General features: G+C 30.7%; 18 protein-coding genes and 1 tRNA gene. 13 read left to right on the forward strand and 6 right to left on the reverse strand.

Going from position 1 to position 18,921, the window contains the following annotated elements:
* Positions 1–61 precede the first annotated feature (61 nt).
* The 7 genes from secA to CLLT_RS02675 all read left to right on the forward strand — a co-directional run bounded on the left by secA (position 62) and on the right by CLLT_RS02675 (position 7,582).
* Positions 62–2,653 (forward strand): preprotein translocase subunit SecA, encoded by a 2,592-nt coding sequence (gene secA, locus CLLT_RS02645; RefSeq protein WP_074692713.1) that lies wholly within the window; start codon positions 62–64, stop codon positions 2,651–2,653.
* Between the two features lie 8 nt (positions 2,654–2,661).
* Positions 2,662–3,951: a sigma-54-dependent transcriptional regulator gene (locus CLLT_RS02650; protein WP_074692714.1), complete on the forward strand. Its 1,290-nt coding sequence runs from the start codon at positions 2,662–2,664 to the stop codon at positions 3,949–3,951.
* A gap of 13 nt (positions 3,952–3,964) precedes the next feature.
* Complete coding sequence (locus CLLT_RS02655; protein ID WP_074692716.1) at positions 3,965–4,981, forward strand: aspartate-semialdehyde dehydrogenase; 1,017 nt, start codon at positions 3,965–3,967, stop codon at positions 4,979–4,981.
* Positions 4,982–4,992: 11 nt separating this feature from the next.
* Complete coding sequence (locus tag CLLT_RS02660) at positions 4,993–5,499, forward strand: YqhA family protein (protein WP_012661246.1); 507 nt, start codon at positions 4,993–4,995, stop codon at positions 5,497–5,499.
* Positions 5,500–5,511: 12 nt separating this feature from the next.
* On the forward strand, positions 5,512–6,534 hold the full coding sequence (hemE, locus tag CLLT_RS02665) for a uroporphyrinogen decarboxylase (RefSeq protein WP_074692717.1): 1,023 nt from the start codon (positions 5,512–5,514) through the stop codon (positions 6,532–6,534).
* Complete coding sequence (locus tag CLLT_RS02670) at positions 6,531–7,439, forward strand: radical SAM protein (protein WP_012661248.1); 909 nt, start codon at positions 6,531–6,533, stop codon at positions 7,437–7,439. The genes hemE and CLLT_RS02670 overlap by 4 nt, the downstream gene beginning before the upstream one ends.
* Positions 7,440–7,507: 68 nt before the next feature.
* Positions 7,508–7,582 (forward strand) — tRNA-Asn (locus CLLT_RS02675).
* An 86-nt stretch (positions 7,583–7,668) separates the two neighbouring features.
* On the opposite strand, the gene CLLT_RS02680 is transcribed toward CLLT_RS02675, so the two are convergent.
* From CLLT_RS02680 to der, 6 genes are read right to left on the reverse strand one after another with little or no spacing between them, the layout of a single operon-like run.
* Complete coding sequence (locus tag CLLT_RS02680) at positions 7,669–9,576, reverse strand: tetratricopeptide repeat protein (protein WP_176316451.1); 1,908 nt, start codon at positions 9,574–9,576, stop codon at positions 7,669–7,671.
* A gap of 5 nt (positions 9,577–9,581) precedes the next feature.
* Positions 9,582–10,067, reverse strand: coding sequence for a hypothetical protein (locus tag CLLT_RS02685; protein WP_176316452.1), 486 nt, complete (start codon positions 10,065–10,067; stop codon positions 9,582–9,584).
* 8 nt (positions 10,068–10,075) lie between these two features.
* Positions 10,076–11,311, reverse strand: a complete 1,236-nt coding sequence (serS, locus tag CLLT_RS02690; protein ID WP_012661250.1) for a serine--tRNA ligase — start codon at positions 11,309–11,311, stop codon at positions 10,076–10,078.
* 11 nt (positions 11,312–11,322) lie between these two features.
* On the reverse strand, positions 11,323–12,282 hold the full coding sequence (trpS, locus tag CLLT_RS02695; RefSeq protein ID WP_012661251.1) for a tryptophan--tRNA ligase: 960 nt from the start codon (positions 12,280–12,282) through the stop codon (positions 11,323–11,325).
* Complete coding sequence (locus CLLT_RS02700) at positions 12,279–12,776, reverse strand: shikimate kinase (RefSeq protein ID WP_012661252.1); 498 nt, start codon at positions 12,774–12,776, stop codon at positions 12,279–12,281. The genes trpS and CLLT_RS02700 overlap by 4 nt, the downstream gene beginning before the upstream one ends.
* Positions 12,760–14,145 (reverse strand): ribosome biogenesis GTPase Der, encoded by a 1,386-nt coding sequence (gene der, locus CLLT_RS02705; RefSeq protein ID WP_074692719.1) that lies wholly within the window; start codon positions 14,143–14,145, stop codon positions 12,760–12,762. Before der ends, CLLT_RS02700 begins: the two co-directional genes overlap by 17 nt.
* 99 nt (positions 14,146–14,244) lie before the next feature.
* On the opposite strand from der, the gene CLLT_RS02710 reads away from it, so the two are divergent.
* From CLLT_RS02710 to pyrF, 6 genes are read left to right on the forward strand one after another with little or no spacing between them, the layout of a single operon-like run.
* Positions 14,245–15,177 carry a DMT family transporter gene (locus CLLT_RS02710; RefSeq protein WP_074692720.1) on the forward strand — a complete coding sequence of 311 codons (933 nt, stop codon included), beginning with the start codon at positions 14,245–14,247 and terminating at the stop codon, positions 15,175–15,177.
* Positions 15,167–16,528 (forward strand): uracil-xanthine permease family protein, encoded by a 1,362-nt coding sequence (locus CLLT_RS02715; RefSeq protein WP_074692722.1) that lies wholly within the window; start codon positions 15,167–15,169, stop codon positions 16,526–16,528. Before CLLT_RS02710 ends, CLLT_RS02715 begins: the two co-directional genes overlap by 11 nt.
* A gap of 20 nt (positions 16,529–16,548) precedes the next feature.
* Complete coding sequence (kdsA, locus tag CLLT_RS02720; RefSeq protein WP_041570271.1) at positions 16,549–17,352, forward strand: 3-deoxy-8-phosphooctulonate synthase; 804 nt, start codon at positions 16,549–16,551, stop codon at positions 17,350–17,352.
* A gap of 12 nt (positions 17,353–17,364) precedes the next feature.
* The gene (ribH, locus tag CLLT_RS02725; protein ID WP_012661257.1) at positions 17,365–17,835 is read left to right on the forward strand and encodes a 6,7-dimethyl-8-ribityllumazine synthase; all 471 of its coding nucleotides are present in this window, start codon (positions 17,365–17,367) and stop codon (positions 17,833–17,835) included.
* Between the two features lies 1 nt (position 17,836).
* Positions 17,837–18,235 (forward strand): transcription antitermination factor NusB, encoded by a 399-nt coding sequence (nusB, locus tag CLLT_RS02730; RefSeq protein ID WP_012661258.1) that lies wholly within the window; start codon positions 17,837–17,839, stop codon positions 18,233–18,235.
* Entirely contained in the window at positions 18,232–18,915 is a 684-nt protein-coding gene (gene pyrF / locus CLLT_RS02735; RefSeq protein WP_074692723.1) for an orotidine-5'-phosphate decarboxylase, read from the forward strand. The genes nusB and pyrF overlap by 4 nt, the downstream gene beginning before the upstream one ends.
* Positions 18,916–18,921: the final 6 nt, after the last annotated feature.

Raw genomic sequence — 18,921 nt, forward strand, 5'->3', positions numbered from 1 at the left:
ATAGTTCTAATTAAAATCAAGGTATAATTTAGCATATATTTTTGTAATTAAAGGTAAAAAAATGTTTTCTAGTGTATTTAAAGCAATATTTGGCACCAAAAACGATCGAGAAGTAAAAAAATATTTAAAGAGAGTTGCACAAATAAATGCTTTAGAGTCAAAATACCAAAATTTAAGTGATGATGAATTAAAACAAAAATTTATAGATTTTAAAACACAAATTCAAAAAGAAGAAAAAACTTTAGACCAAATATTAAATGATGTTTTTGCAATAGTTAGAGAAGTAGGAAAAAGAACGCTTAATATGCGTCATTTTGATGTGCAATTAATTGGTGGTATGGTTTTACATGAGGGAAAAATCGCTGAAATGAAAACCGGGGAAGGTAAAACCTTGGTAGCAACTTTGCCTGTTGTGCTAAATGCTATGAGTGGTAAAGGTGTGCATGTAGTTACTGTAAATGATTATTTGGCTAAAAGAGATGCAGAGCAAATGAGTGCTATTTATAATTTTTTAGGTTTTAGTGTTGGGGTGATACTTTCAGAGCAAAACAGCGATGAAGCCCATAAAAAAGCATATGAATGTGATATAACTTATGGTACAAATAATGAATTTGGTTTTGATTATTTGCGTGATAATATGAAATTTTCAAAGCTTGAAAAAGTACAAAGAGAGCATAATTTTGTTATAGTTGATGAAGTAGATAGTATTTTAATAGATGAAGCAAGAACTCCACTTATAATAAGCGGGCCAACAAATAGAACTTTAGATGGTTATATTAAAGCAAATGAAGTAGCAAAACAAATGCAAAAAGGTCAAGCAGCACCTACTCCTCAAGAATTGCCAAGTGGAGATTTTGTTGTTGATGAGAAAAATAGAACTATCATGATTACAGAGGCTGGAATTTCTAAAGCTGAAAAATTATTTGGAGTGGAAAATTTATATAGTTTAGATAATGCTATTTTAGCTCATCAACTAGATCAAGCATTAAAAGCACATAATTTATTTGAAAAAGATGTGCATTATGTATTAAGAGATAAAGAAGTTGTAATTGTTGATGAATTTACAGGAAGATTAAGCGAAGGAAGGCGTTTTAGTGATGGACTTCATCAAGCATTAGAAGCAAAAGAAAATGTAAAAATTCAAGAAGAAAGTCAAACTTTAGCAGATATTACTTTTCAAAATTATTTTAGAATGTATAAAAAATTAGCCGGTATGACAGGTACTGCACAAACTGAGGCAACAGAATTTTCTCAAATTTATAATCTTGATGTAGTTTCTATACCTACAAATATACCAGTTGCAAGAATAGATAAAGATGATTTGATTTATAAAACGCAGGAAGAAAAATTTAAAGCAGTTATTGAAGAAATAAAAAAAGCAAATGCAAAAGGTCAACCAGTTTTAGTAGGGACTGCAAGTATTGAAAGAAGTGAAGTATTTCACAATATGCTTGTAAAAGAACGCATTCCTCATCATGTACTTAACGCTAAAAATCACGAGCAAGAAGCTTTGATTATCCAAGATGCCGGTAAAAAAGGTGCAGTAACTATAGCTACTAATATGGCAGGACGTGGCGTTGATATAAAAATAGATGATGAAGTAAAGGCTTTAGGTGGTCTTTATATTATAGGAACTGAACGCCATGAAAGTAGAAGAATAGACAATCAACTTCGTGGTCGTGCAGGGCGTCAAGGTGATCCTGGTGTAAGTAGATTTTATTTAAGTTTAGAGGATAATCTTTTGAGAATTTTTGGTGGTGATCGCATTAAAAATATCATGGAAAGGTTAGGTATAGAAGAGGGTGAGCATATAGAAAGTCGCATTGTTACAAGAGCTGTAGAAAATGCTCAAAAAAAAGTCGAAAGTTTACATTTTGAAAGTAGAAAACATTTGCTTGAATATGATGATGTGGCTAATGAACAAAGAAAGACCATCTATAATTATAGAAATGAATTACTAGATGAAGAATTTGATTTGCAAGATAAAATTTTAAAAAATATTGCTGAATATAGCAATTATTTGGTAAGCCAAATTTATCTAAATGCAGAACTTGAAGATGATGTTAAACATTTTGAAAGTTTAAAACAAAAAGTGAGTTATGAGTGCAACCTTGAACTAAACGAAGTTGATTTTAAAGATTTGGGTGTAATTGAAGTAGAAAATAAATTAAGTGAAATTTTAGAAAAAGCTTATAAAGACAAAATGAGTATTATTGAAGATAAGGAAGCTAGAAGAATTGAAAGAATTTTATATCTTCAAATTTTAGATAATCTATGGAGAGAGCATTTATACCAAATGGATATTTTAAAAACTGGTATAGGTTTAAGAAGTTATAATCAAAAAGATCCTTTAGTGGAATATAAAAAGGAAAGTTATAATCTTTTCATGGAGCTTGTTGAGCGCATTAAATTTGACAGTTTAAAATTGTTATTTAATGTAGTTTTTACTCAACAGCAAGCACAAAATTTTGAAGAAAAAAACCATGAACAAAATGAGCAGTTTTTATCAAATACTACAGAAAGTGGTGTTAATGAAAACGGTGAAGCACAAATTACTAAAGTACCTAGAAATTCACCTTGCCCTTGTGGTAGTGGTAAAAAATATAAAGAATGTCATGGTAAAAGTGGTCCTAAAAAAGGTATTTTAGCTTAAGGTTTGAGATGAATTTAGTTATAGTTGAAGATGATATAAATATGAGAAAATCACTCGAAATAGCTTTGGGTGAATACGAAGAATTTACTATAAAATCCTATAAATCAGCAACTGAAGCGCTAAAAAAACTAAATGATGATGTGGATTTGATTATTACAGATATTAATATGCCGGGTATGGATGGTATTGAATTTGTACAAGCTTGTGAGAATAAATATGATTTTATCATTATCACAGGCAATGCAACGCTAAATCGCGCTATAGAAGCAGTAAGGCTTGGAGTAAAAGATTTTCTAGTAAAACCATTTGATATCAATACTTTGGTAACTGCAATAAAACGCGCAAAAATAATTCAAGAAAAGACTTCTAAAAAAACAAATAAAAAGACTACTAAAAAAGAAGAAAATCAAGATTTTTATGGTACTTCTAAGGCTTTGGAAAATTGTTTAAATTTGGCTTTAAAAGCTGCCAAAACAGATGCTAGTGTACTTTTTTTTGGAGAAAGTGGGGTAGGTAAAGAAGTTTTTGCAAATTTTGTACATAAAAATTCAAAAAGAGCGCAAAGGCCTTTTGTGGCAATTAATATGGCGGCAATTCCATCAAATTTGATAGAAAGTGAGCTTTTTGGTTTTGAAAAAGGCGCGTTTACTGATGCTAATACTACTAAAATAGGATTGTTTGAACTTGCTAATGAAGGCACTTTGTTTTTAGATGAAATAGGCGAAATGCCTTATGAAATTCAAGCAAAATTATTAAGAGCTTTGCAAGAAAAAGAAATTACAAGATTAGGAAGTACTAAAAGTATAAAGATTGATGTAAGAATTATCAGCGCAACTAATGCTCATATAGAAAAAAAGATTGCAGATAATGAATTTAGACAAGATTTATATTATAGACTTAATACTATCCCTATTAATATACCACCGCTAAGAGAACGTCAAGAAGAAGTTTTGCAAATTGCGCAAAAGGTATTACTTGATACGTGTAAAGAATATGATTTTAATGAGAAAACTTTAAGCCAAGAAGCGCAAGATGCTTTATTAGCTTATGATTTTCCAGGTAATATTAGAGAATTGATTTCTATTATACAAAGAGCTTGTATTTTAAGTGAAAATGATGAGATTAGTGCTCAAGATTTATTTTTAGAAAGTAGAAAAAGTAAAGATATTAAAAATCTTGAAAAAGAGTTGATTTTAGAAGCTTTAAAAAATTCACAAGATATTACAGAAGCAGCTAAGCTTATAGGGATGAGTGAGAAAATTTTTAGCGAAAAAATGAAAAAATACAATATTACTTAAAAAAGGACGGACAATGAAAAAAATAGCTATTGTAGGTGCAACAGGAGCAGTTGGTGAAGAACTTTTAAATGTCTTAGATGAGCTTGATTTTCCAGTCGAAAGTATTTTGCCATTAGCAAGTGCAAAAAGCGCAGGTAGTGAAGTAGAATTTAGAGGTAAAAGCTATAAAGTAAAAGAATTAACTCCAAGTGTTTTTAAAGAAAATCCTGTAGATATTGCTTTTTTTAGTGCCGGAGGAAGCATAAGTGCTGAGTATGCAAAATACGCAGTAGAGTGTGGTGCTGTAGTGATTGATAATACAAGTCATTTTAGAATGGATGAGAATGTTCCTTTAGTAGTTCCTGAATGTAATAGCGAAGATATTAAAGATTGGGAAAAAACAGGGATTATTGCTAATCCAAATTGCTCTACCATACAAATGGTGCATGTTTTAAAACCACTTGATGATGTATTTAATTTAAAAAGAGTAGATGTAAGTACTTATCAAGCAGCAAGTGGCGCAGGTAAAGAAGGTATGGAAGAACTAGTTCAAGGAATGCAAAGTTTTTTTGCTTTTAAATTAGATGAATTTGAAGCAAAAACTTTTCCATATACTTTGGCTTTAAATTTGATTCCTCAAATTGATGTTTTTAGCGACAATGGCTACACCAAAGAAGAATTAAAAATGGTAAATGAAACGCAAAAAATATTGCATAAAAAACTTGAAATTTCAGCAACTTGCGTAAGAGTTCCTGTGCTTAGAAGTCATAGTGAAGCTATTACTATGCATTTTGAAAAAGATGTTGATGTTGCTAAAGTTAGAGAGATACTTTCTAAAGCACCAAGTGTTGTTGTAATTGATGATATAGAAAATAAAAAATACCCTATGCCACTTTTTACAAGTGATACTAACGAAACTTATGTAGGAAGAATTAGATGTGATATTAATCACAAAAACATTTTACACTTATGGTGTGTGGCTGATCAAATTCGTGTAGGAGCTGCTACAAATGCAGTGCGTATTGCACAAAAATGGCTAGAATTGGTTTAAAAAGGAGAAAAATGCTAGAAAGATTTTTTGAGAATTTGTTAGTTAAAAGTCGTTTGGTTACTATTTTACCTGTAATTTTTGGTTTAATAGGGGCTTTTGTTTTATTTTTTATCGCAAGTTATGATGTGATTAAAGTTTTAAAATATGTATTTGAATACTTTATGCTACCAAATTCTACGGTAGATTTGCATGAAGATATTGTTGGTTTGATTATAGGAGCTGTGGATTTATATTTGATGGCTTTGGTTTTATTTATTTTTTCTTTTGGAATTTATGAGCTTTTTATTAGCGAAATAGAGGATTTTAAACAAACAAAGCAATCAAAAGTTTTAGAAGTGCATAGTTTGGATCAGCTAAAAGATAAACTTGCAAAAGTAATTATCATGGTTTTAGTTGTAAATTTTTTCCAAAGAATTTTACAAATGCAACTTAATACAGTTTTGGATATGACTTATTTAGCAGGTTCTATTTTGGCTCTTTGTGTGGGGCTTTATTTCTTGCATAAAAGTGATCATTAATAAGGAATAAAAATGATTTTTATTGATACGTGTTTTAAAAAATCAACCCCTTATACTCCAGTTTGGATGATGCGTCAAGCGGGAAGGTATTTACCTGAGTACATGGAAGTTAGAGCAAGTGCTGGGGATTTTTTATCACTTTGTAAGGACTATAAAAAAGCAAGTGAAGTTACTTTGCAACCTGTGGATATTTTGGGTGTTGATGCAGCTATTATTTTTTCAGATATTTTAGTGGTGCCTTTAGAAATGGGCATGGATTTAAAATTTGAAAAAGGCGAAGGGCCAGTATTCTCAAATCCTATTAAAACCAAGGAAGATTTGGAAAGATTAGATGTTGAAAAAAGTATTAAAAATCTTTCTTATGTTTATGATGCACTAGCGCTTACTAGAGAAAAACTTGCGCATGATAAAGCTTTGATTGGTTTTTGTGGAAGTCCTTGGACTATTGCTACTTATATGATAGAGGGTGGTGGTAGTAAAAATTATGCAAAATGTAAAAAATTAGTTTATCAAAATCCTGAATTTTTACATCAAATTTTATCTAAACTTACTTTAGCTTTAAAGCATTATATTCAAGAACAAATTAAAGCAGGAGCTAATGCTATACAGATATTTGATAGTTGGGCAAGTGCTTTAGAAGAAGAGATGTTTTTTGAATTTTCTTTTAAATATATGCTTGAAATTGCTGATTTTATCAAAGAAAAATATCCACATATTCCCGTGATTTTATTTCCTAAAGGGGTAAGTGGGTTCTTAGATAATATAAATGGAAATTTTGATGTTTTTGGTGTTGATTGGAGTACGCCTTTAGAATTGGCAAAAGAAAAACTAGGTGCTAAATATACTTTACAGGGTAATATGGAGCCTTGTAGATTGTATGATAAAAAGGCGATCGAAGTAGGAGTGGATAAAATTTTAAATATTATGCAAGATAGTGCACATATTTTTAATCTTGGACATGGTATTTTGCCTGATATTCCTGTTGAAAATGCTAAATATTTTATCAAGCTAGTTCAAGAGAAATCTAAAAAGTGAATAAAATCACCTTTGGCCCTATAAGCTCAAGAAGATTTGGGCTTTCTTTAGGGGTTGATTTAAGTCCAAATCAAAAGCAATGTAATTTCGATTGTGTATATTGTGAGTTGCAAGCTGCAAAACCCGTGGAAAAATCTTTAGTATACCCAAAAATTCAAGATATCTTAGAACAAGTAAAGCAAGCTTTAGCTAGCGATGTGAAATTTGACTTTCTCACATTAACTGCAAATGGTGAACCTAGCCTGTATCCTTATTTAAAAGAATTAGTTTGTGAATTAAATAAAATAAAACAAGATAAAAAACTTTTGATTTTAAGCAATGGTAGTGGTGTGTTAAATCCAAATGCATTCAATGCTTTATTGGATATTGATGTGGTTAAATTTAGTCTTGATAGTGCTAAAGAAAAAACATTTTATAGAATAGATAAAGCTTTAAAACAAATAAAACTTGAAACAATGATTGATAAAATGATTGCTTTTGGGGAAAAATTTCTAGGTGATCTTGTTATGGAAGTTTTAGTTGTACAAGGCTTAAATGACAATAAAGAAGAAATGTTAGCTTTAAATGAAGTATTTGGTAAAATAAAGCCATTAAGAGTAGATTTTAGCACTATTGACAGACCTCCAGCTTATCCTGTTAAAGGTGTATCTATGGAAAAATTAGAAGAATTAAGTATGTATATCAATAATACCCCTGTTGTACTTGCTAAACATTATTATAAAGGTGAAAAAATTGATTTTAATGCTCAAGAGCTTTTAAAAATGTTGCAACTTAGAGCTCAAAGTGAATTTGATGTTGAAAATAAATTTAGTCAATATAGCAAAGATATATTAGAAAAGCTACTTAAGGAGCAAAAAATTATTGTAAAAAATCTAGCTGGAGTGAAATTTTATAAAAAAATATAATTTATTGCGAAAAACTCTTGACAAGAGCATTTTTTTCTTATATAATACCATTTCTTATTTATTGATGTTCCGGATTAGCTCAGCGGTAGAGTAGTCGGCTGTTAACCGATTGGTCGTAGGTTCGAATCCTACATCCGGAGCCACTTCTTTTTAAATTATAATCCTGATTTTTATAAGTGTAAGTAAATTATATGATTTTTATATAACTAGTATTTTCGTTATGAAAATACTAGTTTTTGATATCAAAAGTAAAGAATTTGCTTTCGAAGTTATTGCCTACTTTTTCATACTGAAACATAGCAGGTTCTAGGTTTTGCACTTCATGGTATAAAAGTCCTAAAGCAAGCCTTGCTTCTAAGGTTTCTTCATTTTCTAATCTTGCAAGTTCAAGCAAAGCAATAGCTGAGTTTGGATTATTTGAACCTATTGCTGCAACTGCAGCTAAAAATAAAGTTTGAGCATCTTTAATTTTGTAATCATCTATTAAAATATTATAAAGTGTATATGCTTCTTGGTATTCTTTTGCAAATATATCTACATAAGCTAGAGCAAAGATTAATCCAATGGAATTTTTATTACTCATGGCTAGTCTTTTTTTAATATCATTTCTAACATGATTAAGCAAGCCTGTTATTTGCATAAGTGTTACATAGCTATCTTTAACTATCCCAGCTCCGCCAAATAAAGAATTATAATCAAGTTTGGTATTTAAAAAATACATTTGAGCTTGTTTGGCGTATTCTTTGATATTTAAGTTTATATTTTTGGAGTTAAAATATAAAATATTGCTAATAATATCCTCACTTAATAAATCTTTTAATTCTTTTATTTTTTGATTTCTCAGGGTTTCAAGATTGTTGCCATTTGCAGCTATAATAGCAAATATAAGCTCCAAAGGTGTGTTATTGGCATTTGAAAGATTATCTAAATAAGGAATAGTAGCAGTAAAGTCACTTTTAGCTAAATATAGCAAATATTTGTATATATTGTTGTTTTGATCAATGGCATTATCTGCTTGGAGATTTTCTAAAAGTTCATTAGCAAGTTTTGTATAATCTTTCTTTGCTAGATCCATACAATATATGCCAAAAATTCCTGCAATATAATTTTTAGGATTTAAATGATATGCGGTTGAAAAATGCTTGTAAGCATTGTTATAATCTTGCAATTGTGCATAAGTTAGGGCAAGATTATAATGAATTACATCATGAGCATGATAAATTTCACTTAAGTTTTTAAATTCTTGATTAGCTTCTCTTAGATGAAAATTAAAAGCTAAATTAATAGCATGGGATAATTCTATATTAACCCCTGATAAAGCCTTGCTTTTAACAAGTAATTCATTTTCGTATTCATATCCTTGTATAAAATTTCCCAAATCAGCCTTTGTAATAAGCTCCATGCTTTGTTTAACATCAAAAACACGATATGGTGAAAAGTAAAACAGTAAATCATATATTTGTTGTTTTCCGGTAATTAATTTCTTGGCAAAATTTTGTTGAGCGATATCAATGTTTGAAAAATTTCTTTTTAATCTTGTTTTGATATTATAGTATTTTGAACCTATATCTTTATCTTTAATATAAAGAGCTTTTAAAATTTGTGCACCACTTTCAAATTGACCAGTTTTTAACTCAACTAAGGCCAAAGCAACCTTGCTTCTAGCTTCATGTTCTCCTATCTTTGATGCTTTTTCAAGATATTCTTTAGCTTTTTGATAATCACCTGATTTTGCATATAATAAGCCTAAGGGTAAGCTTGCTTCATAATCTTCTTGTTTTTGTAAAAAATCAATAGCGTTTTTTTCTGATTTTAATAAAGCATAAACTTTTGCTCCAAGATAATAAGATTCACCTTGATATCCATTGATATTATTTGAGCGCATAAACATTTGTAAGGCTTCAGGGTAAAATCCCTGATAGTAATTAATTAAGCCCAGATAATAATCATACAAAGATGATTTGGAATCTTGTGGCAAATGCACTCTTGCTAAGTCAAGGTAGTAATTAAATTTTTCTTTATTGCCAAGATTAAAATAACATACAGCAGTGTTTATGGCAGCAGCCACCTTGTGCTCTTCTAATTCTAAAGATTGCTTGAAATTTTCAATTGCACTAGCATAATCTTTTTGTTTCATTTGGGCTACGCCAAGATTATAACTAGGGATTGATTAAAAATGTTAATGTTATTGTAAAGCTCTAAAGCGCTTTCTATATCGCCTTTTTCATATAATAAATTTGCTTTTTGTATTACAAGATCTAATGCTGATTGTTTTACTTTAGTGATACTTGGGCTAGTATTATCATCTAAGACTTGAGTATTTAAAATAGCTTGCTTATCTTCTTTGAAAACTATGAGTAAAATTAAAACTACAAACAATATTAGAGCAAGACCTCCAAGTGCAGAAATTAAAATAATAAATTTTTTATCAAAAAGCTTTTTTTTCTCTTCAGGTTGCGGTGTTTGAGGTTCTTCTTCCACTCTTTGAAAGGTGCTTTCTTCCTCCTCTAATTCAGGAGGTATCATACCAGGAGGGATAGCTTGTTCTTCTACTCCTGGATTTTCATCTAACCCAGAGAAAGCTTTTTCTTGGTTGTCTTGTTCTTTAAGTGTTACTTCTTCGGCCATGTTTTCTCTTAAAAGTATTTTCTTAATACATCAGGAATTCTTATATTTCCATCTTTTTCTTGATAGTTTTCCATAATAGCCACCAAAGTTCTTCCAACAGCTAGCGAAGAGCCATTGAGTGTATGCACTAATTCGTTTTTGCCTTTATCGTTTTTAAAGCGAATTTTTGCACGTCTTGCTTGAAAATCTTTACAATTAGATACAGAGCTAATTTCACGGTATTTATTTTGCGATGGAAGCCAAACTTCTAAATCCACTGTTTTTGCAGCTGAAAAACCTAAATCTCCAGTACAAAGCATCAAATGTCTATGAGCCAATCCTAAAGAACTAAGCAAATCGCTTGCACAATTTAGCATTTCTTCAAACATTAACTCGCTTTGATCAGGTTTGCATATACTAACAAGCTCTACTTTTTCAAATTGATGTTGTCTTATAATTCCTCTTGTGTCTTTTCCTGCACTCCCTGCTTCTTGTCTAAAACAAGCACTATAGCAAGTCATTTTTAAAGGCAATTCTTCTTGAGTTAAAATTTCATTAGAATAAAGATTGGTTACAGGAATTTCAGAAGTTGAGATGAGGTATAAATCATCATTTTCTACCTTATACATGTCATCTTTAAATTTAGGAAGTTGTCCGGTACCATACATGGTCGCACCATTTACTAAAAATGGTACATTAACTAACTCAAAACCTCTACTTCTATTAAAATCTATCATATAATTTACCAAGGCTCTACTTAATAAAGCCCCTTCGTTTTTAAGCACACAAAAGCGGCTTTGTGAGATTTTAACTCCTCTTGTAAAATCAAGCCAATTTAATTTTTCTCCTAAGTCATGATGTTCTTTAATTTCAAAATCAAAACTAGGCGGAGTCAAAACTTTTTTTAATTCTACATTCTCATCCTCATCTTCCCCAAAAGGCACACAATCATCAGGGGTATTTGGTATTGCTAGAGCAATTTGTCCTAGCTTTTCTTCTAACTCATTAACAATTTTTGATTGAGCATTAATCTTTTCTTTATTTTGACTTAGTTGTGCTTTTAAGCTTTCTTTATCTTGTGCTGTTGCAAGTTCTTTGCTAAATTTGTTTTGAAAAGCTTGAAATTCTTCCAAAAGTGCTTTTTCTTTTTTTAAATTTATAAATAAATCACTCAGTTCTTTGAGTAAATTTTCATCCACTTTTTTAGCTTTTAATTTTTGTGCAATTTCATCGAAATTATTTTGTAAAAGTTTTAAATCTAACATTTTAACTCCTTTTATAGTCCTATTTTAGCATAAATTTTTTCCATTGTTTCTTGGGCTTGTTTTTTTGCTTTACTTGCTCCAAATTCTAAAATTTCCTCAATTTTAGAAGGATTGGCTAATAATTTTTCATATTCGCCCTTGGCCGAGGCAAAATACTCATTAATGATTTCATTTAAATACATTTTAAAATGTCCATAACCTTCGCCACCTTTTTCATAGCGACCTTTTAAAGCTTCTTGCTCTGTTTTGTCTAAAAACAATTTTGCGATTTTAAATATATTGCAATTTTGCCAATCTTTTGGATCTTCTAAAGCTGTACTATCTGTAACAATGGAAGAAATTTGTTTTTTAATAGCTTTTGGTGTATTAAAAATATCGATTGTATTTTGATAAGATTTACTCATTTTGGCTCCATCAGTACCAGGTACTACCGCAACTTCATCATTAACTTTAGCTTGAGGTAGGGTAAAAATTTCACCCCATTCATTATTTACCTTTAAGGCTATATCTCTTGCTATTTCAACATGTTGAATTTGATCTTTACCTACAGGAACCATTTGAGCATTAAAAAGCAAAATATCTGCAGCCATTAAAACAGGATAAGAAAAAAGTCCATGGTTAGCATTTAATCCTTTTGCAATTTTATCTTTATAGCTATGTGCTCTTTCTAAAAGCCCCATAGGAGTAAATTGAGAAAGAATCCAATAAAGCTCCATCACTTCTTTTACATCGCTTTGCAACCAAAACACGCTTTTTTGCGGATCAATCCCTAAACTCAAAAAAGCTGCTGCAGCTTTGAGTGAATTTTGTCTGAGTTTTTCACCATTAAAATTTGAAGTCATAGCATGGTAATTTGCTATAAACATATACATTTGATTTTTTTCTTGCATATTTAGCATTTGTTTGATTGAGCCAAAATAATTGCCTATATGTAAATCTCCACTCGGTTGCAATCCTGTAATAACTCTCATTTTACCTCTTTTTTAATCTCTTTGATAAGTTCTTTAATACTTTTGTTTTCAATGTTAATTATAATATCTGCTTTTTTTTCATATTTTTTTGCCCTTTGGTTAAAAAGAATTTTGGCATTATTTATATTTGCAAGTAAAGGCCTAGTGGATAATTCTTCCTTGCTTAATCTTTGCAAAAGATAATCAAAACTTGCTTTTAAATATATAATTATCCCTATGCCTTTTAGTTTTTTTTGTTCTATGAAGCCACCACCACTTGCAATAGAGCAATCTTGCACACAAGTTAAAAAAGAAACAAGTCTTTTTTCTTCTTTACGGAATTTTTTCTCTCCATATGTTTTAAAAATTTCATCAATTTCAAGATTAAATTTTTCTTTGATTAAACTATCCGTATCTAAAAATATTTTATTGCATTTTTTAGCATAAGCTCTTGCTATGGTTGTTTTACCACAACCCATAAAGCCAACAAAAAGGAGGTTATCCTTCTTGCTCATCTTTACTCCCTTTTTTTCTTGAAGCAATTATCAAAGGAACACCTTCAAAATTAAATTGTTTTCTAATTTGATTTTGCAAATAGCGCTTATAGCTAAAATGCAAAGCTTTTGGTCTGTTCATGATTAGAGCTATTTTCGGAGGTGCTAAGTCATATTGAACTGCATAATAAATTTTAACTAATTTTCCATAATCATGCGGCAAAGGATGAGCTCTTGTGGCTTCTTCTACTAAAGCGTTTAATTTTGCAGTTGGAATTTTTTGAGTGAAATTTGCAAAAACTTCTAAAATTTTATCTAAAAGTACATGTACTCTTTTTCCGCTTAAAGCCGATACGCTAATAACTGGAGCATAAGCTAGAAATTTAAAACGATCTAGTTTTAATTCTTTTAAAGTTTTATCAAAATCAAGCTCACTTTTGTCCCATTTGTTTAAAACTATAATTACTCCCAAGCAATGTTTAGCAGCAAGTCCTGCAATTCTTTCATCAAGCTCGTTAAAACCTTCAGCTGCATCAAGGACTAAAAGTGCAATTTGAGCATTAGTTAAGGCATATTCAGTTCTATTTAGCGCATAACGCTCCAAGCCTTGAATTTTCCCACGCTTTCTAATGCCTGCAGTATCTACAAATTCTATGATTTTATCTTTATGCATAATACTTTCATTTACAGGATCAATTGTAGTGCCTGCTATATCGCTTACCACGCTACGCTCTTCTTTAACCAAAGCATTTAAAAGACTTGATTTTCCTACATTTACCCTGCCAATAATTCCTACTTTTATGTGATTTTCATCAATGCTTTTTAATTTAAAATCTCCACTATTTTCATCAAAATTTTCTAAATAACTTTCAAAATCTTCTTCTTCATCTGCATCTAAAAAATTCTCATTTAAAAACTTACTAGCCCACATACAAAGCTCATCTATGCCGATATTGTGTGTTACAGAGATATTAAAAACTTCTTTTACGCCAAAATTTGAAAATTCCCAAGATCTTTCTTCATCTTTTTTATTATCTATTTTATTAATCACTAAGGCTATGGGTTTGTTGAGTTTTTTCATTTCATAAAAAAAAGCTTTATCTTCATCATCAGGTAAAAATTTACCATCTACCATATAAAAGATAATATCACTATTTTTAGCAGCTTTTAGTGAATTTGCTTTGACATTTTTAAAAAGTTCATTGCTCTCATCAAGTCCACCGCTATCTATAAGCAAGGCTTTTTTGCCATCAATTTGTACTTCTATTTTATTGGTATCTCTTGTGGTTCCACTTATGTCACTGGTGATAGCTATGCGCTTTCTTGCAAGTCTATTAAAAAGACTTGATTTACCGACATTTGGTTTTCCTATTAAAATAATACTTTGCATTAATACTCATTTTTAAATTTTTATTTGTGATTATATAAAAATTGCCTTAAAATTAAGCAAAAAAGACTAAAATAACGGGAATTTTTATATGGAATTTATATGTTAAGAATAGTTAAAAAAAATTTAGGTATATATTTTATGATTATTGCTTCCATAGAATTTGCACTTGTAGGTGCTTGTGTAAAAATTCTTAGTGAAGAATTATCATCGATTGAAATTATGTTTTTTAGAAATATCATAGGCACAGCTTTTATGCTTTATGCGCTTTCAAAGTTAAATTTTCACAAAAGCGGCGGTCGTTTGGGTTTGCTTATTTTTAGAGGTGTTATAGGAACGATTGCTTTGTATCTTTTCTTTTATAATGTTTCTAATATTTCTTTAGGTGGAGCTTTTGCTTTCCAAAAAACAGCACCGATTTTTATAGCTTTAATTGCTTTTTTATTTTTTAAAGAAAGTTTAGGATTAAAAGCTTGTTTTGGGATTTTGATTGCTTTTATAGGAGTATTATTAATTTGTCAGCCTTTTGCAGATAGTACTATGCACTCAGGTTTTGATTTAAAAAATAGCATTTTGGGAATTTTAAGTGGTTTTTGTGCGGCCTTGGCACTAACTAGCGTAAGAGAGCTTAGAAAATCATATCCAGCACCTTTTATAGCTTTATCTTTTGTTTTAATTGGCACTTTAATGCCTTTAGTATCTATGATTATAGGTTCTTTTTATGAAATAAAAGAGCTTGATTTTTTAATTGCTCCTTTTGTGATGCCTAGTTTTAAAGCTTGGGTTTTTATTATTTTAATGGGTGTTTTTGGAGCGATGTATCAAATTCATGTTACCAAAGCTTATGGGGTAGCAAAAAAAGCAGGAGTTGTTGCTGGGGTTAGTTATATAGATGTAGTTTTTACTTTATTTTTGGGCATATTATTAGGAGATGATTTTCCTAGTTTGATGGTTTTTGTAGGAATTTTTAGCATTATTATAGGAGGAATTATTTTGGTTAGTAAGCAAACAAAAGGAAATAAAAATGGAAAATAAAACAGATTTAATTTATGGTTTAGAAGATAGACCGCCTTTTGCTAAAGCTTTTTTTGCTGCTTTGGTGCATTTGATGGCTATGTTTGTGGCTGTGATTACACCTGCTTTATTAATTTGCAAGGGTCTTGGAGTAGATGATGTTAATACAGCTAGAATTATATGCATGTCACTTTTTGCCTCAGGTGTTGCTTCGCTTTTACAGATTAAAACTTGGGGTCCTATAGGGAGTGGACTTTTATCTATTCAAGGGACTAGTTTTAACTTTGTTGCACCTATTATACTAGGTGGGCTTGTTTTAAAAAATAATGGTTTATCGCAAGAAGCAATGCTTGGGGCTATTTTTGGCACTTTAATGCTTTGTTCTACCACTGAAATGATTATTTCTCAAATTTTACCTTTTATTAGAAGAGTGATTTCGCCTTTGGTTTCAGGTATAGTAGTGATGATTATAGGTCTTAGTTTGATTAATGTTGGTCTTGTGAGTGCAGGAGGTGGATTTGCAGCTAAGGCAAGTGGTGAGTTTGGTTCTTTACAAAATTTATTATTGGCTGGAGTTGTGATTTTTAGCATTATTGTTTTAAATCGCTTTGATAATGCATATATAAGAATTTCTTCTTTGTTTATAGCTATGATAATAGGACTTTTAGTGGCTATGACTTTTGAAAATTTTAGTTTTAATTTTAATGAAAATTTACCTTTAATGTTTTTACCCGATCCTTTGCATTATGGTTTGAGTATTGATTATAATCTCATTTTACCTTTGATTTTGGTTTTTATGGTAACTTCTTTAGAGACAATTGGTGATATTAGTGCTACTAGTGAAGTTTCTAATCAGCCAGTTAAAGGTGAGCTTTATGCAAAAAGATTAAAAGGTGGGGTTTTAGCTAATGGTTTTAATTCTTTTGTTTCTGCCTTTTTTAATACTTTTCCAAACTCATGTTTTGGACAAAATAATGGCGTTATAGCCCTAACAGGTGTTGCAAGTCGTTATGTAGGGTTTATTGTAGCTTTTATGTTGATGATTTTGGGTTTATTTCCTATTGTGGCTGATATTACTTTGCAAATTCCAGAGCCTATTTTAGGTGGAGCAACTTTAGTAATGTTTGGCACTATAGCTGCAACGGGAGTTAGGATTATCTCTAAAGAAAATTTAAACCGTCGTTCTATTATCATCATAGCTATGAGTTTGGGTATAGGGCTTGGAGTTTCTAATAATCCTGACATTTTAGAATTTATGCCAATGTGGTTTAAAACTTTATTTTCTTCAGGGATTGCAGCAGGTGGGATTACGGCTATTATTTTAAATTTTGTTTTCCCTCTTGAAGAAAATAATAAAAATAAAGTAAAATAATAAAAAAACAAGGAAAAATGATGAAAAAAATGATACTAATAGCAGGGCCTTGTGTGATAGAAAATGAAGAGCTTGTTTTTAAGGTTGCACAAGAGCTTGAATGCTTTTTAAAAGATGATAGAATTGATTTTTATTTTAAATCAAGTTTTGATAAGGCAAATAGAACGAGCATTAATAGCTTTAGAGGACCAGGTCTTGAAAAAGGTTTGGAAATTTTACAAAAAGTGAAAGATAAATTTGGCATGCAAATACTTACTGATATTCATGAGAGTTCTCAAGCGAGCATAGCGGCTGAGGTTGTAGATGTTTTACAAATTCCAGCCTTTTTATGCAGGCAAACTGATTTATTAGTGGCTGCTGCTAAAACAAAGGCTAAAATAAATGTAAAAAAAGGGCAATTTTTAAATCCTGAAGATATTAAATACAGCGTAGCTAAAATTTTACAAACTAGAGGCGTTATCGAAGAAGGTTTTGAAATAGCCAAAGAAAATGGTGTTTTTGTAGCTGAGAGAGGTTCAAGTTTTGGCTATGGAAATTTGGTTGTTGATATGAGAAGTTTGGTTATCATGAGAAAATACGCTCCTGTTATTTTTGATGCTACTCATAGTGTGCAAATGCCAGGAATAAATGGTGGAAGTAGTGGAGGTAAAAGTGAATTTGTAGAGCCTTTAGCAAGAGCTGCAGCTGCTGTTGGCGTGGATGGATTTTTCTTTGAAACTCATCTTGATCCTTGCAAAGCTTTGTGTGATGGACCAAATATGCTTGATATTTCAAGACTTAAAAATTGTGTTGATACGCTTTTAAAAATTCAAGAAATCATTTAAAAAAGGAAAAATATGAAGATAATAGAAGGAAATTTAAGCTTAAAAGGTGATGAGAAAATTGCAATTATTAACGCAAGATTTAATCATATTATCACAGATCGTTTGGTTGAGGGTGCTAAAGATGCATTTTTAAGACACGGGGGCAAGGAAGAGAACTTAAGTCTTATTTTAGTACCAGGTGCTTTTGAAATTCCATTTGCGTTAAAACAAGCTTGTGAGAGTAAAAAATTTGATGGAATTTGTTGTGTTGGAGCGGTAATTCGTGGAAGTACGCCACATTTTGATTATGTAGCAGCTGAAACTACTAAAGGTATAGCAAGTGTGGGGCTTGGAGCTAATGTGCCTGTAAGCTTTGGGGTTTTAACAACTGATACTTTAGAGCAAGCCATAGAAAGAGCAGGTAGTAAAGCAGGTAATAAGGGCTTTGAAGCTATGCTTACTGTGGTTGAAATGCTTAATTTAATCCAAAAAATTAAGGCTTAAAATGGCTACTAGACACCAAGTAAGACAAAGTATTGTTTCTTTGCTTTATGCAGCACAGTTAAATCAAGAAAATAAAGATTTTATCAATGAATTTTTAGATGAGAAAAAAATTCGTAATGACCAAAGAAAATTCACTCTAGATTTGTATAATGGTATTAATGAGCAACTTGCTTTGCTTGATGAGAAAATTAATGAGTGCTTAAAAGAGCATAAGTTAGATGGAGTAGCTAGTATAGAAAAGGCCATTTTGCGTTTGGGTGCTTATGAGATTTTATTTACTTCTACACAAAAAGCGATTATTATTAATGAGGCCATAGAGCTTGCAAAAGAAATGGCAGGGGATAATGCTCCTAAATTTATCAATGGGGTACTAGATAAAATCAACAAGGAAGTGCAATGAAACTTTGCGTGGCTTTTGATGTGACAAGCTATGATGAGTGTATAAATTTAGCCAAAGAATTAAAAGGTTTAGATCTTTGGGTTAAAATAGGGCTTAGATCGTATTTAAGAGATGGAGTAAAGCTTTTAGAGGCGATTAAAAAAGTGGATAATTTTAAAATCTTTTTAGATTTAAAGCTTTATGATATACCAAATACTATGGCAGATGCTTGTGAAGAACTTGCTAAGCTTGATGTAAATATGTTTAATATCCATGCAAGTGCAGGTAAAAGTGCTATGTGTATGATTATGGAGCGCTTAAATACTTTAAGCAAAAGACCTTTGGTGCTTGCTGTATCTGCTTTAACTAGTTTTGATGAGCAAGAATTTTTTAGTGTATATAAACAAGATATTAAACAAGCTGTTAAGGATTTTTCTAAAATTAGTTATGAAAGCGGTCTTGATGGTATGGTTTGCTCAGTATATGAAAGCTTGCTGATAAAAGAAAATACAAGTACAAATTTTATTACATTAACACCTGGTATCCGTCCGTTTAAAGAAAATTCAGATGATCAAAAAAGAGTAGCTGATATACAGTGTGCTAAGGATAATTTATCAGATTTTATCGTGGTTGGAAGACCTATTTATAAAGCAAAAGAGCCTAGAAAGATTTGCGAGAATATATTAGAGCATTTAAAATAAGCCTTA

Source organism: Campylobacter lari subsp. lari (assembly GCF_013372185.1).
Classification (GTDB): Bacteria; Campylobacterota; Campylobacteria; order Campylobacterales; family Campylobacteraceae; genus Campylobacter_D; species Campylobacter_D lari.